The organism is Capnocytophaga genosp. AHN8471 (assembly GCF_016806945.1).
Taxonomy (GTDB): Bacteria; Bacteroidota; Bacteroidia; order Flavobacteriales; family Flavobacteriaceae; genus Capnocytophaga; species Capnocytophaga periodontitidis.
The window spans coordinates 132506-149547 of record NZ_JAESPJ010000007.1 but is presented as its reverse complement, the minus strand read 5'-3'; the positions used below and the strand labels follow the sequence as shown (position 1 = coordinate 149547).

Annotated in this window: 17 protein-coding genes; 11 read left to right on the top strand and 6 right to left on the bottom strand. The window is 36.7% G+C overall.

Going from position 1 to position 17042, the window contains the following annotated elements; genetic code table 11:
* Positions 1–12 precede the first annotated feature (12 nt).
* The 5 genes from JMN12_RS03900 to JMN12_RS03880 all read left to right on the top strand — a co-directional run bounded on the left by JMN12_RS03900 (position 13) and on the right by JMN12_RS03880 (position 4413).
* Positions 13–2055, top strand: a complete 2043-nt coding sequence (locus JMN12_RS03900) for a M3 family metallopeptidase (RefSeq protein WP_203137285.1) — start codon at positions 13–15, stop codon at positions 2053–2055.
* A gap of 15 nt (positions 2056–2070) precedes the next feature.
* Positions 2071–2496 (top strand): PaaI family thioesterase, encoded by a 426-nt coding sequence (locus tag JMN12_RS03895; RefSeq protein ID WP_088594507.1) that lies wholly within the window; start codon positions 2071–2073, stop codon positions 2494–2496.
* 4 nt (positions 2497–2500) lie between these two features.
* Entirely contained in the window at positions 2501–3124 is a 624-nt protein-coding gene (locus JMN12_RS03890) for an L-threonylcarbamoyladenylate synthase (protein ID WP_088594506.1), read from the top strand.
* Positions 3125–3256: 132 nt separating this feature from the next.
* Positions 3257–3442 (top strand): hypothetical protein, encoded by a 186-nt coding sequence (locus JMN12_RS03885; RefSeq protein ID WP_088594505.1) that lies wholly within the window; start codon positions 3257–3259, stop codon positions 3440–3442.
* 68 nt (positions 3443–3510) lie between these two features.
* Positions 3511–4413: a transposase gene (locus JMN12_RS03880; protein ID WP_088594504.1), complete on the top strand. Its 903-nt coding sequence runs from the start codon at positions 3511–3513 to the stop codon at positions 4411–4413.
* Between the two features lie 393 nt (positions 4414–4806).
* On the opposite strand, the gene JMN12_RS03875 is transcribed toward JMN12_RS03880, so the two are convergent.
* The 3 genes from JMN12_RS03875 to JMN12_RS03865 form a co-directional block, all read right to left on the bottom strand.
* Positions 4807–5124 (bottom strand): DUF4298 domain-containing protein, encoded by a 318-nt coding sequence (locus JMN12_RS03875; protein WP_088594503.1) that lies wholly within the window; start codon positions 5122–5124, stop codon positions 4807–4809.
* 175 nt (positions 5125–5299) lie between these two features.
* A complete protein-coding gene (locus tag JMN12_RS03870) occupies positions 5300–5707 on the bottom strand; it encodes a hypothetical protein (RefSeq protein ID WP_203083374.1) in 408 nt (135 codons plus the stop codon).
* On the bottom strand, positions 5700–6536 hold the full coding sequence (locus JMN12_RS03865; RefSeq protein ID WP_203137283.1) for an NADAR family protein: 837 nt from the start codon (positions 6534–6536) through the stop codon (positions 5700–5702). Before JMN12_RS03865 ends, JMN12_RS03870 begins: the two co-directional genes overlap by 8 nt.
* 143 nt (positions 6537–6679) lie before the next feature.
* Here JMN12_RS03865 and JMN12_RS03860 point away from each other — a divergent pair, with 143 nt between their 5' ends.
* From JMN12_RS03860 to cysK, 6 genes are all read left to right on the top strand, one after another.
* Positions 6680–7039, top strand: coding sequence for a YraN family protein (locus tag JMN12_RS03860; RefSeq protein ID WP_203137281.1), 360 nt, complete (start codon positions 6680–6682; stop codon positions 7037–7039).
* 88 nt (positions 7040–7127) lie between these two features.
* Complete coding sequence (locus JMN12_RS03855; RefSeq protein ID WP_203093860.1) at positions 7128–7790, top strand: aspartate kinase; 663 nt, start codon at positions 7128–7130, stop codon at positions 7788–7790.
* A 6-nt stretch (positions 7791–7796) separates the two neighbouring features.
* Positions 7797–9299, top strand: coding sequence for a glutamate--tRNA ligase (gene gltX / locus JMN12_RS03850; RefSeq protein ID WP_203137279.1), 1503 nt, complete (start codon positions 7797–7799; stop codon positions 9297–9299).
* A 245-nt stretch (positions 9300–9544) separates the two neighbouring features.
* Positions 9545–10387, top strand: coding sequence for a serine O-acetyltransferase (locus JMN12_RS03845; RefSeq protein ID WP_203137277.1), 843 nt, complete (start codon positions 9545–9547; stop codon positions 10385–10387).
* A 28-nt stretch (positions 10388–10415) separates the two neighbouring features.
* Positions 10416–10772 (top strand): four helix bundle protein, encoded by a 357-nt coding sequence (locus JMN12_RS03840; RefSeq protein ID WP_193433067.1) that lies wholly within the window; start codon positions 10416–10418, stop codon positions 10770–10772.
* Positions 10773–10820: 48 nt separating this feature from the next.
* A complete protein-coding gene (cysK, locus tag JMN12_RS03835) occupies positions 10821–11729 on the top strand; it encodes a cysteine synthase A (RefSeq protein WP_203137275.1) in 909 nt (302 codons plus the stop codon).
* Positions 11730–11826: 97 nt separating this feature from the next.
* Here the strand turns inward: cysK and JMN12_RS03830 are convergent, their stop codons facing one another.
* Genes JMN12_RS03830 through JMN12_RS03820 form a run of 3 tightly spaced genes read right to left on the bottom strand, consistent with a single transcriptional unit; the run spans position 11827 to position 16929 of the window.
* Positions 11827–13428, bottom strand: coding sequence for a DUF4139 domain-containing protein (locus JMN12_RS03830; RefSeq protein ID WP_203137273.1), 1602 nt, complete (start codon positions 13426–13428; stop codon positions 11827–11829).
* On the bottom strand, positions 13429–15045 hold the full coding sequence (locus tag JMN12_RS03825; RefSeq protein WP_238423814.1) for a flotillin family protein: 1617 nt from the start codon (positions 15043–15045) through the stop codon (positions 13429–13431).
* A 57-nt stretch (positions 15046–15102) separates the two neighbouring features.
* On the bottom strand, positions 15103–16929 hold the full coding sequence (locus JMN12_RS03820) for a pentapeptide repeat-containing protein (protein WP_203137271.1): 1827 nt from the start codon (positions 16927–16929) through the stop codon (positions 15103–15105).
* Positions 16930–17042: the final 113 nt, after the last annotated feature.

Genomic DNA, 17042 nt, shown 5'->3' with positions numbered 1-17042 from the left:
CACCTAAAAACTATGAAATTACCTTTATTTTCAGCAGCTATATTGCTCACTGCTTTGGTAGCCTGCAACGACTCAAAGACTTCAAAAATGACAGAGAATACAGATAACAATCCGCTATTGGTAGAAAGCACTTTGCCTTATGGTGCTCCCGACTTCTCAAAAATTAAAGACGAGCATTACCGTCTCGCCCTGCTCAAAGGAATGGCTTTGCAAAACGAACGTATTGTCGCTATCGCTAATAGCAACGAAGCGCCTACTTTTGAGAATACGATTATCGCTTTAGAAAAAAGTGGAGTAGAATTGGAACGTGCTTCAGCGGTATTCAATGCTTTAACTGAGGCAAATACTAATGATACCTTAAAAGTATTGCAAAAAGAACTATCGCCTAAGTTTGCCGAGCACGCCGATGGCATTCACCTGAACGAAAAACTCTTTGCGCGTATCAAAGCCTTATACGATAAACGTGAGAGCTTGAAATTAGATGCTGAATCGCTTAAATTGTTAGAAAATTACTACGAAGATTTTGTAGTAGCAGGTGCTAATCTATCAGCTACTGATAAAGAAACCCTAAAGAAATATAACAGCGAGTTAGCTTCTTTAGAAACTGATTTCAACCAAACGCTTTTAGAAGGCTCGTTGGCAGCTGCTCAAACTATCAATGGTCAGAAAGTAGCGATTGTGAATACTACCCAGCAACCGCTCCTTAGTGAATTAGCCGACCGCAACGCTCGTAAACAATTGTTTGAAGCAAGTTGGAATCGCACCGATGGGGGAGCTCATAATACTAATGATATCCTAAAACGCATTGCTTTACTACGCGCTAAAAAAGCTGAACTCTTGGGCTTTAAAAACTATGCCGAATGGAGCTTGCAACGCACTATGGCTAAAACACCTGTTGCTATTGCTCAATTCTTTAAAGATTTAGTGCCCGCTTCAGTAGGTAAAGCCAAAGCAGAAGCTAAAGAAATACAAGCACAAATCACTAAAACGGGAGGTAATTTTACTTTAGAGCCTTACGATTGGAACTTTTATGCCGAACAAGTTCGCAAAGCTAAATACGACCTCGATGAGAATGAAATCAAACCTTATTTTGAATTGAAAAATGCTCTTGAAAATGGTGTATTCTATGCAGCTACCAAACTTTATGGCATTACCTTTAAAGAACGCAAAGATATACCCGTATATCACCCCGATGTAATAGTGTATGAGCTTTTTGAAGAAGACGGTACGCCATTAGGACTCTTCTATGGCGATTTCTTTGCTCGTGAAAGCAAACGCGGTGGTGCGTGGATGAGCAACTTTGTAAACCAATCGAAGTTATTAGGCACTAAACCTGTTATTTACAATGTGTGCAACTATGTGAAACCTGCCGAAGGTAAACCTGCTTTACTTACTTACGACGAGCTTACAACGCTCTTCCACGAGTTTGGTCACGCATTGCACGGTTTCTTTGCTAACCAACAGTATGCAAGTTTATCAGGAACAGCAGTAGCACGCGATTTTGTGGAGTTTCCTTCGCAATTCAATGAGCATTGGGCTTTGTATCCTGAGGTACTTAAAAACTATGCAGTACATTACGAGACCAAACAACCTATTCCACAAGCACTTATTGATAAGATAAAAAAAGCGAGTACCTTCAATGAGGGGTATGCTTTTACCGAAGTTTTGGCTGCTGCCAATTTAGACTTGCAATGGCATACTATTCCTTCAGATACTATCATCAATAATGTAAGTGATTTTGAGAAGAAAGCCCTTGAAAGAACAGGCTTATGGGTGAAAGAAGTACCTCCAAGATACCGTTCGTCTTACTTTGCTCATATTTTTGGCGGAGGCTATGGAGCAGGCTATTACTCTTACCAATGGACAGAAATGCTTTGCCACGATGCCTACCAATGGTTTGAAGAAAACGGCGGACTCACTCGTGCTAATGGACAACGTTTTAGAGATTTGATACTCTCCAAAGGAAATACAATGGATTACGAAAAAATGTATTTAGCTTTCAGAGGGAAAGCTCCTGCTATTGAGCCTCTACTCAAAGCACGTGGGTTGAAGTAACAAAAAGGATATGCTATGCTCAACAAAGAAACTTTATTACAGAAGTGGCAGGCGTTACCTCCAAACAACTTGATGCGCGATTGGCAAATGGAAATTGCCGAAGTAACCGAAGATAGTGTTACTATAACGATGCCTGTTACCGAGAAAGTTACTCAGGTAGATGGGGTGTTACACGGAGGGGCTACTTTAGCTTTAGCAGAAACAGCAGGCAGCATAGGGGCGTACTTACTTTACCGCAATGATGATGAACAAATTCGAGGTATTGAACTCAGTGCTAATCACTTGAGAGCGGGTAGAGTAGGGGATACCCTTTACGCCAAAGCTGTATGTGTGAATGCAGGACGTACGCTTCAACTTTGGGAAATAAAAGTAACAAATCAGGAGAGAAAACTGATTTCTTATTGCAAATTTACCACTATTAGAATTACCCCTAATATTTAGAACAATGGCTGATTTTATTAAATTATACAACGAAAATCCCAACGAAAAGGAGATTGCTAAGGTAGTGGAAGTGCTTCGTCACGGCGGACTCATTATCTATCCTACTGATACCGTTTACGGTTTGGGCTGTGATATTACCAATACCAAAGCCCTTGAGAAAATTGCTCGCATCAAAGGAGTAAAACTCGAAAAAGCAAACTTTTCATTTGTATGCTCCGATTTAAAAAATCTATCTGACTATGTAAAACAGATAGATACGAGCACTTTCAAACTGTTGAAACGCGCTTTACCAGGTCCTTATACCTTTATTATGCAAGGAAATAACAATCTTCCTAAGGATTTTAAAAAGAAGAAAACCGTAGGGATACGTGTGCCCGATAACACTATTGCGCGTACTATTGTAGAAAAGTTAGGTAACCCTATAGTCTCTACCTCTATTTACGACGACGATGATGTGATTGAGTACACCACTGACCCAGAGCTTATCTTCGAGAAATGGCAAAACCGCGTGGATATCGTTATTGATGGTGGTTATGGTGATAATGTAGCCTCCACCGTCATCGACCTCTCAGGTGATGCACCTGTTGTGCTGCGAGAAGGCAAAGGAGATGTTGATATTGTGTATTAAACAAAAAAATCCAGTATAGTGAGTTGCTATACTGGATTTTTTGTTATTAGAGCTCTTGTTTACTTGTCATCAGGTATTCCTAAGTAATCTATAAATATTTTTACACCTCAAAAAGATAATTTAGCTGTTGATATGCTCAAAAACAATATAGACAACTTAGATAAACTCATCGATAATCTAGAAAAAGACATTGTTTCTATCACTGAGGAAGAGTTTGAAAAACAAGTTCAACTACTTACTTCCATTAAAGGAATAGGCAAAAAAGTTGCTACTACTTTAGTGATTATTACTAATGCAAGTCAAGAGTTGAAAAAGTAGAAAAAAATAAAAGTAGTCTGATAAATCACTATCTTTGTGGTGTCAAAAAAAAAAAAAATCAGATATAAATGATAAATCAGACTACGGCGACAAAATTAGTAAAAATATATTTAACAATATGTCAAAAATACGATAATTATTTACAATATTTTTGTCAGCGATTTAGCAATAACAACAAACCTGTATTTACAGATCAAGAAGTTATTACAATTTATCTATTTTGCACTGGTGTTGAACACAAGTACAAAATAAAAGAAATGTATAATTTCATCAAAGATTACTGGCTTGATTGGTTCCCTAAAATACCTTCTTATCAAGCCTTTAATAATCGTTTAAACAGACTTAGCGAAGTCTTTAAGCATATATCTATTGAACAAATTTTAATAGGAATGTCAGAGCAAAGAGAAATGTCTATCAATATTTTAGACTCTTGTCCTATTGTTACTTGTAAAGGAAATGGCAAAGGAAAAGTAGCTCGTGATTTTACTGATAAAAGCTATTGTTCCTCGAAAAAAATGTGGTATTATGGTGTGAAACTACACGCCTTAGGAGCTTATCAAAAAAGTACTCTTCCTTATTTGAAAGATTATATTGTTACCAAAGCTAGTGAAAATGATTTAAGTGTTTTCAAAGAAAATTGGCAAGAGCTAACAGATACTTGTTTTATTGCTGACAAGATTTATCAAAGTGCTGCTGTTAATGAAGTTTTGAAATCAAATAATAGTGAAATGATAACACCTATAAAAATGAAAAAGAACAAGTCAGAAGTATTAAAACAGAGAGATTTTGCTTTTGAATCTTTGTATAATAAGGCTGTTTCATCTATAAGACAACCTATTGAATCGTTCTTTAATTGGTTAAATGAAAAGACTCAGATACAATATGCTGGAAAAGTGCGCTCTAGCAAAGGTCTTTTTGTCCATATCTTTGGAAAAATAGCTACTGAATTACTCTTTGAAAATTTATTTTAAACCTTGATTCGCATTATTAGTAGTGCAAATTTACAAATATTTTTTACACTAACATGTTTTTGATAATAAATACAATATAACCTCGATAAGAAAAGACATTATCAGGTATAAATAAAGCATATTCTAACTATGGATGGGTATATACATCGTATTCGCCACAATTTTCTAAGATACCTCCGTACATACGAAAGTAGCTGGTCTTATCTTTCATTATATTTCTATGATTGTATATACTTTCTTTGTTTTTAAGAGCAAAAGTTTGTCCGTTTACTTGTAGTTTGAAGAATAAGATCCCTTTTTCCCTAGTACTAAGATGAGATATGGAATCGCCCCCAATAGTAGAACCTCTATGACTACCCCTTTCTTCTACTTTAAAATGTTTAAGTTTTGAAATTACTCATTCCACTTTCTAGCATTGATGCTCTCCAATAGCGGTTGGAAACCGTCAGCAAGGTCGAACTGAGTGCCTATAGCGTCAAAAATAGCATCTTGGGTGAGTACCCATTGTGGTACCTCATCTGGTATTTTGCCGTCATTGCTATCGAAATAGTCTTCTCGCCATTGAGGGCTGTCGTAATATGCCTCCAAAGCCTCATACTCGGGTTGTATGGCTTTCCATTCTTCTAAAAGAGTTTCAGCTTTGCTAAGAATACCCTCCAATCGCAAGAGGATATCGTTCATTTTCTTGATATTTTCGTATCGTTCATTCATTTTAATATTATTTTTAGCTATATTCTACTTCAGACTTATTGTTTCTATATCACAGAAAGACTATTTAAAAAGTCTCAAAATCGTATTTGCATCGCTACACTTTGCCAAAGTTTTTAGACTTTGGCAAAGTTAAAGCTAAAAAGAACTCATTTTCTTATTAAACTCATATTAAAGACTAAATTTCAGGAAAAATAATCTCTTTAGGAATGAAAGTATAGTCTTCTTTATTGATAACTTGAACCTCTTTTAAGTAATTTTCTTTAGAAAACTTAAAACAATAAGGTTTGTCTCTCAAAAAATCCCATTGAACAATAGCTTCTGAATGTGTTACCTTAATTGTTGCCCATCCTCCATCGTCTGCAACACCACAAGCACAAGTAAACAATAGATATTCACCACTTTGTAAGCTACTTTTGTATAATTCAGTGGGGACTATCAGTATATCTTCAAAATCAGGATAAGTAGCTATATCCTCATCGTCAATGAAAAGCTGTAGATAACTACAATTTTCAAAACGAATACTATCGCGAATAAGGTATTCATCTTCTTTTAGTGTAACTACATTGATTTTGAGTCTATTCATTTCTATTTTTCAGCAAATGTACATTCTGATATACTTTTCTAATCTCGTCTCTTACTTCCATTAGCGCAAATCCCAACAAGTTCTTGCCACGCCACGAGGCGATGTTATGCGCTTTCTCATTGTCTTTGCCCAAGCCTATCCCCCAAATGGTATCCATCGGACTTGCTTCTACTAATATTTTATCGCCTGTAGAGAGCAAAAAGTCCATCATTTCCTTATTCTGAGTGAATTTGTAGTAATTCCCATTCAGTACGATACTATATTTAGCTTTGTCCCACACCTGAGGGTCAAAGTTACGCACTTTCCTTCCTAAGGCTTTCATCAGTTTAGGGTCGGAAGTGTTCATTATTTCCTCCCTCACCTGTTCATCGTCAAACAAACGCGCTTTTTCAGCCATCATATACTGCTCAGCACAATAATATTTATCACCATCTACAGAAAAAGGTGAGGGTTGCCATTGCGAAAAACAAGATTCATCTACTACCTCTGCATTGGGTTTCCAAAAGAAAACAAACTTGAGCTTCTTTGCCGAATTGATAAAGGTTGCTTTAGAATATTTATAAGCGCCTTTGGGTTGCCAAACCGGAATTCCTTTGTAGTAATAATCCTCTTCGTCATCTATATCTTGGTCATCATCTTCCCATCTGTTGTAATGCCAAAAACAAGGATACGGAAAAAGTGTTTGGTACTCTTTTTGTTGTGCTGGGGTAAGGGACTCATACCAGTCCCAAAACTCCCATTTATAACCTTCGCCAGCGCCCATACGCCAGCCTATCGTAAATTCAGTATAAGCAGGGAACGCAATCCACTGCGGTGCCATATAATCCATAATAAAATATTAAAACAATGGGGCAAAAATAATAATAATTAGTTAATTTGCCAATTTTCTAATTAGCAAATTTGCTCATTTACTAATTAGTTGCTACTTTTGCCTCACCTAAACCCTAATACCTGAAACCTAACACCTAAACTATGGCAGCACATAATGATTTTGGAAAAGAAGGTGAGCAAGATGCTGTAAACTTCCTTATAGAAAATGGTCATACTATTTTAGAACGCAATTTTAGATTCGGTCACGCCGAGATTGATATAATTTCTCGAAAGGACAATATTTTGCACATTGTAGAGGTAAAAACCCGTAATTCAAGTGCTTATGGCGAACCCGAATCGTTTGTGAACCAACAAAAAATCGACCTTTTAGTAAGAGCAACCAACTACTATATACAAAAAACCGATTTAGATTTAGAGGTACAGTTTGATATCATTTCAATTGTAAAAAACAATGTTGAGTTTACTATCAACTATATTGAGGATGCTTTTTATCCTTTTTAAGAATGTTAAATAAATATAATTTTTTGCTCTTTATTGTTATAGAATTATTTTTTTTAGTACTTTTGTAACAAATTTAAGCCTCAGCAAAATGAAAACAGTAGCCTCAGCCGTTGAACAATACATCAAATCAAAACCTTTTTTGCAAACTGCCCTCTCTCAAGGGATTATCAACCTCACGTCGCTCGCAAGGGTGATTCGCAAAGATATACAAAGCGAAACCACCACACGCGAAGTGCGTAATGGGGCTATAGTAATGGCTCTCAAACGATTATCGGTTGATATGGAATTTCGCTCTACGCATCGTATCGTAAAAATATTGAAGAATATAGGCGATATTATCGTGCGCTCCAATCTTACCGATTATACTTTCTTGTTATCGGATACTTTTATGAACAATCAAGCTGAATTGCTTCAAAAAATTCGAAACAACAAAGATGCATTCTACGCCGCTACTCGTGGGGTGAACGAAACCAATCTCATTGTAAGTAGTACAATGGAGAGTCTTGTAGAAGATATTTTTAAAAAAGAACGACTGTTGCACAAATTCACTAATTTGGGGGCTATCAGTGTGAAATTACCTGAAGAAAACATCTCAGTACCAGGTATTTATTATTTCATCTTCCAACGCTTAGCGTGGGAAGGTGTGAGTATGAACGAGGTGATTTCCACCGCCAATGAATTTACTATCGTAATCCCCGAATATCACGTGGATATTGCTTTTAAAGTGATTAAAGATTTAAAATTATTATAAAAATAAATGGTTAGAGTTAGATTTGCTCCAAGTCCTACAGGAGCATTGCATATTGGAGGCGTGCGTACCGCCTTATTCAATTATTTATTCGCCAAAAAACACGGTGGCGACTTCTTACTTCGCATTGAAGATACCGACCAAAATCGCTATATACCAGGCGCTGAGCAATACATCATCAACTCACTGAACTGGTTAGGGCTTACTTACGACGAGGGGATAGGCAAAGAGGGCAAACACGCTCCCTACCGCCAAAGTGAACGCAAGCCGCTCTACAAACAATACGCCGATGCTCTTATTGAGAATGGTTGGGCGTATTACGCTTTCGATACCGCCGAGGCATTGGATAACGCGCGCAAAGAGGCTGAAGCCAAAGGGGAAACCTTTATATACAATTGGGAAACACGCGATACTTTGCAAAACTCTCTATCGCTGAGTACTGAAGAAGTACAACAACGCCTACAACGCGGTGATGAGTACGTAATTCGCTTCAAAATGCCCCACAACGAACAGTTGAAAATGAACGATATGATTCGTGGGGAAGTAACTATCGATACGAGTACCTTAGACGACAAAGTGCTCTTCAAAAGTGACGGAATGCCTACTTACCACTTAGCAAACATCGTAGACGACCACCTAATGGAAATTACTCACGTAATACGCGGTGAAGAATGGTTGCCTTCTATGGCTTTGCACCTAATGCTCTACCGCGCTTTTGGTTGGCAAGCTCCTGCTTTTGCTCATTTGCCTCTTATCCTCAAACCTGTGGGGAATGGCAAACTCAGCAAACGCGATGGTATCAAACTCGGTTTTCCTGTCTTCCCAATGGATTGGACAGAGAATGGCGAAACGCTAAAAGGATTTAGTGGAGAAGGTTATTTTCCTGAAGCTCTTATCAACTTTTTAGCACTTTTAGGGTGGAATCCAGGGAATGATGAGGAGATTTTCTCAATGGAACAACTCATTCAACTATTTGATTTAGAAAAAGTACACAAGGCTGGAGCTCGCTTCGACCCTGAGAAAATCAAATGGTTCAACCACCAATATTTGCAAATGAAACCCAATGCCGAATTGGCGACTCTTTTCCAAAAAGACCTTACCAAAAGAGGTGTAACTGCCCCAATTGCTACAGTAGAAAAAGTAGTTGGGCTCATCAAAGAGCGCGCTTCCTTTGTAAGTGATTTCTGGGAACTCAGCAAATTCTTCTTTGAAGCACCTACCCAATACGACGAAAAGGCAATTAAAAAACAATGGAAAGAACAAACTCCTACCATTGTGAAAGAAGTAGCTGAAGTACTCCAAAATACTGCTAATTTTACTTCAATTGCCTTAGAAGAGGCGGTAAAGCAATATATGGAAACAAAGGGCTTAGGCTTTGGTCAAGTAATGCCTCCATTGCGCTTAGCATTAGTGGGTGAACTCAAAGGTCCTCACGTATTCGATATTATAGAGGTTATAGGTAAAGAAGAAACACTACGCCGTTTGGACGCAATTCTTTTTGCTGAAAAATAAAAAAAATGAAATAATTTTTCACTTTTTATTTGGTAGTTAGAAAAATATTCTTACCTTTGCCCCATCAAATAGAACAATATTATATGACATTGTACACTTTAAATATAATGACGATGTGTTGCACACTCAATTTGAGCAGTGCAAGGCTCGTTATTTCTTAAAGATATGTCAGTTACTATATTTTAACAAACGAAATAACAACCCCCACTGCTTTATAAAGGTAGTGGGGGTATTTTTTTATAACGATGACAAAAATAAATTGTACTGAGAGTCTCATCAATGAACTCTATCACGAAAGTAAAAACATCAAACATCACGTAAGCAAACAGCGTATTACACGCTTTGTAAACGACCTTTTTCAGTTCTTATTTCTTATTGACGAACGCACTTGCTTATCAAAAGTGAGTATAGAAGCCCGCTATGAGGAATTGCGTTGGGATTTTATCAATATTGTAGACGATTTTCTGTTAAATGAATCTCAAAAAGCAAAAACAACCGATTATTACGATTGCATTTTGCCTAATATATATCAGCAATTGCGAGAAGATGCTCAGTATTTTATCGATAGCGACCCTGCAGCAACTTCTATCAGAGAAGTACAAATCACCTACCCTGGTTTCTTTGCTATTATGGTATATCGCATTGCTCACGAATTGTGCTTGCGCAAAGTACCTCTCTTGCCGCGTATGCTCACTGAATACGCTCATAGCAAAACGGGTATCGACATTCACCCAGGGGCAAGCATTGGAGTCCCTTTTATGATTGACCACGGTACAGGTATTGTAATTGGAGAAACTACAGTAATAGGCAACTATGTAAAGATATATCAAGGAGTTACCTTAGGGGCTCTCTCAGTATCAGTAGATAAGGCTCATACCAAGCGCCACCCTACTATTCAGGATAATGTGGTGATATACTCTGGTGCTACTATTTTAGGTGGTGAAACCGTAATAGGACACGATAGTATCATCGGCGGGAATGTATGGCTCACCAATAGCATCGAACCTTTTACTAAGGTTTTCCACAAAAGTCAGATTATTGTGAAGGACAACGAAGTATATGAAGAACCGATTAATTTTGTTATCTGATTAGAAATTAGAAGTTAGAAATTAGAATATGAGTAAAATAAAATCTTTTAAGGAGCTTATTGTATGGCAAAAATCTATTTTGTTAGTAAAATTAATATATCAGCTAACTTACTATTTTCCTACAGAAGAGAAATTCGGTCTTACTTCACAAATCAGACGTTGCGCAGTATCTATACCCTCCAATATTGCTGAAGGTTGGGGAAGGAATAGTAGCAATCACTTTCAATACTTTTTAAGTGTTTCTCAAGGTTCACTAAGTGAGTTAGAAACACAATTAATTATTGCAAAAGAACTAGGATTTGTTCAATCTTATAAAGAAATAGAAGATTTAATATTAGAAATAGGAAAGATGCTATCCACTATGCGTCATCAAACTAACTCCTGATTCCTAATTTCTAACTCCTAAACACGTAACTAATAAATAATTTATATAATGGCGTACAAAAATGTTTTAGAAGTCATCGGGCATACTCCCGAGGTGAAAATCAACAGATTGTTTGGCAATGATGCCAACGTATTTATCAAATTAGAGCGCTTGAACCCTGGCGGTAGTATCAAAGACCGTATTGCGCTCGCTATGGTTGAAGATGCCGAAGCTAAAGGTATCCTCAAAAAAGATAGTGTAATTGTAGAACCTACCTCTGGCAACACGGGAGTGGGCTTGGCATTAGTAGCGGCTGTAAAGGGCTATAAACTCATCGTGGTAATGCCTGAATCAATGAGTATTGAACGCCGCAAGTTGGTAGCCGCTTATGGTGCTGAAGTAGTACTCACGCCTAAAGAAAAAGGTACGGGGGGAGCTGTCGCTAAAGCTCTGGAAATAGCCGAAGGCAAACCTAACTATTGGGTACCTCAACAGTTTAAAAACCCTGCTAATCCTGATGTACACGAAAAAACAACTGCTCAGGAAATACTAAAATCTTTCCCCGAAGGTTTTGACTATTTCGTAACAGGAGTAGGTACTGGCGGACATATCTCTGGGGTGTCAAAAGTGCTCAAACAACACTTCCCTAACCTCAAAACTATTGCTGTAGAACCCGATCAATCGGCGGTGTTGAGTGGAGGTGCTCCAGGTCCTCACGCCTTACAAGGATTGGGCACTGGCTTCATACCCGATAACTATAACCCTGCTGTAGTAGATGAAGTTATCCCTATCTCTAAAGAAGAAGCTTTTGATTACGCTCGCCGATTGGCTAAAGAAGAAGGTATTTTAGGAGGTATCTCTACAGGTGCTGCTTTAGCTGCCGTAGCTAAAGTACTCAAAAAAGACCCTAAAGCGCGTATCCTCACTGTAAATTACGACACAGGAGAACGCTACTGGTCAGTAGAAGGACTTTTTTAGTGAAAAGTGAAAAGTCCTAATAACTAAAAAGCAGTTGGATACTTATTTTATCCAACTGCTTTTTTGTAACTTGTCATTCGTATTTCGTCATTCGTCATTACAAATTTCCGATTACTTCATTTTTAGGGTATTTTACCTTATAGCTAATGCGGAATTTTTTAGTTTCACCTGCTTTGAGGTTGGTATCCCAAGTGAGTATACCCGTTTCCTTATTCACTTCAGCTTTTGAGGCTTCTAAGAGTTCTATTTGTATCTTATCATCAGTGGTAAGTGGATATTGATCTTTTAGTTTCAGGTCTATAGCCTCTTTTTTATTGTTCTTAACGGTAATTTCGTAGGTAAAAGTCTGCTCTTTATAGCTGGAAATAAACTTAGTTGCCGATTTGTCAGCTATTTTTTCGCGTTTTACACTTATCTTCTTATCATTCCCCATAGTGAGTTGCATACTCTCTGAGGTTTGATTAGGGTCTATCAGTGTTTTGCCTACATACATATCTTCAAAAATCACATTTGCCTGACCAGTAAGCAGGTTATACTGCGAATAATCGTCAACCGAAGCTACTAAATACACCCCATTATCTATGCGCGGTGCAGTGTAATACTCATATTTAGCTTTGATTTTAAGCTCTTTGAGTGATACACTGTGCTCTTTGTTGTTAGAGAGTATATCATAAGGCGTAGTAATCTCAAACGAGGTATTGAGTTGATTTTCGTTTAGATTTGTATAATCAGAAATAGTAGCTTCTTCTTGTATCTGTTCTACCACTGCTTCTTTTTTTACTGCTCCTGAAAGATAGGCATTAGCTCTCACGTAGTCGTAGTCGCTATCATATCGCCTGCCAAAATAGAGATACCACGCTTTTAGTAGCGTAAACTGATTATTCTGATTAGGATTACCACTAGAAAGACTCAGTTTGATATGTTTCCAATCTACCCCAGTGTTTTGTCGCACTTGCGCCTTATACACCAAATTGATAGGTTGAGAGATATTATCGGCACGCAGATCGTAAAAAGGCACCCACGACGCATTGGGGGTAATATAACTCACACTAAAATCAGCTTTAACAGGAGCATCAACCATTACTTGCAACACCAATTTGCCATCGGAGAGCGTCTCTTCTTTAGTAACTTCTCCTTTAAGACGTTGTTCCAAATTGTAACGAATGCTACGCAATTTGTTTTGCTTATCAGTCATCGTATCTATTTTATCGAGAGAAGTAGTCATCTTATCCTTTGAATAGTCGAGAAACTTAGCGTACTCAGCTACATTAAGTCCGGTACCACCTCCTAACACCGATTTGTTTTCTTTGATGAGCTCTACCACCTGCTTTTCAGCAGCAATTTGGTTGCTGAGTTTATCGATTTGAGAAGTCAGCAAGTCGATACTATCTTTCACTTGTTTCGATTTGGGCAAGAGGTTGTCACCATCAGTAGTATACTGAGTGGTAAATTGAGCTGAAAGTACCGTTACATTTTTGGGAGCTACAATGCGAAGCGTATTCTCATTCAGCCTATTAGCAACGTTTTTCACTACAATTTCATTAGTGCCCTTGTTGAGATTCGCGCTAAAATAATGAGTAAGTTCAGCTGAATTAAAATATACTGTAGCTGCATCGAGTTTAGCATTAGCAAATTGTGCTTTTTGTGCTAACACAAAAGCTGAACTAAACAATAAAATATAGGTAATAAACTGTTTCATCTACGCATTATTCGTTTTTTGTTTCTCGTCATTCTTAATTCGTCTCTCGTCATTCGCAATTCGTCCCTCGTCATTCGCAATTCGTCCCTCGTCATTCGTAATTTGCTTTCCTTCTTTAGCCAAATAGGTAGGGAGGTTCAATCCTGCCATATTGAAGAGGTCGTTGAGAGGTGGGACAGTTTTCATCATCCCCGATACGAAATTGGCAGTGGAGTTATTGCCATCTTCACCTTTGCCAGAATCCCATACTGTAATCTTATCGATTTTGATATTCTTAACGGCTTCCACTTGGGTTTTAACGAGTTCAGGCAACTTCTCAATAAGGAGCAATTGGAATGCTTTGGTAGGGTCGCCTCCTGCTGCACTAACCACATCTTTATAACCTTCAGCTTGTTTGGTAAGGATTTGGAAGAGACCTTTTGCCTCAGCTTCCATTTTAGCATAAATAGCATCGGCTTCCCCTTTGGCTTTCTCGCGGAGGCGTTCAGCTTCAGCTTGTGCCTCGATAATAGCGCGCTGTTTGTCAATTTCAGCAGGGACAATGATGTTTGCCACTTGGGTAGCACGTTCGCGTTCAGAACGAGCAGTTTCAGCTTTTTCTTCAGCTGAATAGGCTTCTTCTAAGGCTTTAGCTTGTTGTACTTTTTCAGCCGAAATAGCAATACGCAACGATTCGGCTTCTTTTTCACGACGTAGCGCTTCAGAGTTAGCAATCGCAATTTTAGCCTCATTTTCCCCTCTGATAGCCAATGCATTGGCTTCTGAAATCTTGATACGACTATCACGGTCGGCTTCTGCTTTACCAATAGACTCAAACTTCTTAGCTTCGGCAATCCCTACAGTTTCATCTTTCTTAGCCTCGGCGATGCTAATCTCTTTATCTTTTTGGGTGATAGCGATTTTCACATCTCTATCGCGGTGTGTTTCGGCTATTTGGGTATCTTTCTCACGGTCGGCAAGGGCTTTACCAGTTTCCCCTATTTTCTCTTGTTCAGCCACACTAATTTTTGCCTCGTTGATAGCTTTCGCAGCCGCTTCTTTACCAAGAGCTTCAATATAACCCGACTCGTCTTTGATATCGGTTACGTTTACGTTGATGAGTTTTAAACCTATTTTTTTGAGCTCACTATCTACGTTTTTAGAAATGTTTTCGAGGAATTTATCGCGGTCGGAATTGATTTCCTCAATAGTCATAGTAGCGATGACCAAACGCAACTGACCGAAAAGAATATCTTTTGCCAACTCTTGAATTTGCTCAGGTGAGAGCCCTAAGAGGCGTTCGGCAGCTGCATTCATATTCTCGTGTTCAGTAGAAATCGCAATTGTAAAACGACAAGGTACATCTACGCGAATATTCTGACGGCTCAACGCATTGGTAAGGTTTGCCTCAATAGAAAGCGGACGCAAATCTAAATAGGCATAATCCTGAATTACAGGCCACACAAAGGCACCACCCCCGTGGATACACTTGGCAGATGAACCACCGGTTTTACCGTAGATTACGAGAATTTTGTCGGACGGACAGCGTTTGTAGCGCGCCACGAGCGATGAGATAGTAACAAAGAGGACAACCGCCAAAATAACGATAAGTCCAATTGGTGAAGTGAATGTTTCCATTAAAATATTGTTTTAAATTAATAATTAACAAATGTTGCGACAAAGATAAAGAATAAGTTACGATTTACCAAATTTTCTAAAGGCTTGAATGGTTTGGTAGATACCATAGGCAACCAAAATACGACCTATAAAGAGAATAATATACTGCCAATTAGTAGGTGTTTCTTCAAAAAATTGAACAGTTCTCCATTCTGTTACATTAAGCACATTCACTAATCCTCTTAAAAAGTTTCCTATTCCTACCAAATTTAATTGAAATTCTAATTCATTAAAAATTTGTTGCAGAATTAAGATATATGTAACAAGACTTGAAACTATTGTAAAAATAACTCCTAAAGCCCAATTAGTTCCAAAATTGTTTGAATATTTATTAAAGTATAATAATATTCTATCATTATCAAGAAATAAATAAGACAATAATACAATTATAAACAAAAATGAATACTCAAAAATAAATATTGTGGAAAAATACATTGGAAAATAGTATAATGTTAAAAGATATATTCCAATATATAAACTAAGAAAAAAACAATACCAAAATTTTCTGACTTTATGAAGCTTATTTATAGGAACTTTTGTATTCCATTTGTTATAAGCAAAAACAATAAAAAGTACAAAAAAGCACACAAAAGAAGCATAACAATGTTTATCATTAAAATTAACAGAATAAAGAAACAAATATAAGGACGTAAAAATTCCCGATAAATAGAAGCCTAAAACAATAAATGGGTTAGAACCTACTTTTTTCTTTGTTGAATCAGATTTTTCTTTTCTTTTTTTATCTTTAATTATGTTATTTAGTTCTTTTAAATAAATATTCATTTCCTTTTTATAGAAATTTCCTCCTTCTATTTTATTATTTTGCTTGTACAAATTATCCTTTATAATGCGATAAGTCTCACGAAGTTGTTTATAAACAGAAGGGATATTTTTCTCGGGATTAATTTCGTTTTTGTGAACTTCAAAATCATCTGCATACTTTGAAGATATAAATATATCTCCTTCTTCTATTTCAATATTCCAAAAATTAACTTTATCATTGAAATTGCTACGAGATATATCTAATCCTTTATTAAAAATAGCACTTTCAAATCTTACGTATGAATCTTTAGTAACTTTGCAATGTAGAAATTGAACTTCTTGATCAAATTCTGTATTTGAAAAAATTGCCCTATCCAAAAAATCTGTAAAGTGAAACTGCTGCGCTTTATGAAAATGAGCACTATAAAAGTCTGCTAATTTATTGAATAAGGTATTTTCAAACCGAACAGTATTATAAAACTTACAATGGTGAAAACGTACTTTTTTACGAAAATGAGCATTTTCAAAATTGATAGATTCTTTTTTATACTCTTTTATATCAGTACAAAATTCTGTTCCTGAAAAATAAATAGTATCATAAAAAATAGCTTGAGAGAAGTCTATTTCTTTTTGAAATTTAGCATTTTCAAAAAGAAATTTAACCTCTGAATTATTCTCATTTAAATTGTCCTCTTGCTTGATTCCAAATTTTGCACCTGAAAAATTAACAGCTTCTTTAAAAATAGCCTTAGAAAAGTTTACTCCCTTTTCAAATATAGAAGCTTTAGCAATTATTTTTTCTTGATTGTTTTTAATATATGAAAGTAAAAATTTTTTATTAAATGTACAACCTGAAAAATCCACATCTTTCTTAAAAATACAATTTGAAAAATCTACATCTCTATCAATTGTTATTTCTGTGATTCTAATCTCTTGATTAATAACAAAAGTATATTCAAACTTATTATATTGTCTGCGAAGGTTATCAATAACATCAAACAAAGTCTCATCATTTGACAAATTATATAACCAAATTTCTTTATCATTGCTTTTAGAGCGATTAATGTATTTTTCTAAATCCATAATGTTTTTATTTTCTCAATTAAGGTTTTCTACTGAAGGTGTCCGAAAAAGTTCTATCTGTATGGGCGTTTGCAAAACGCCCCTACATAACATACTCTAAAAGTAATTGATTT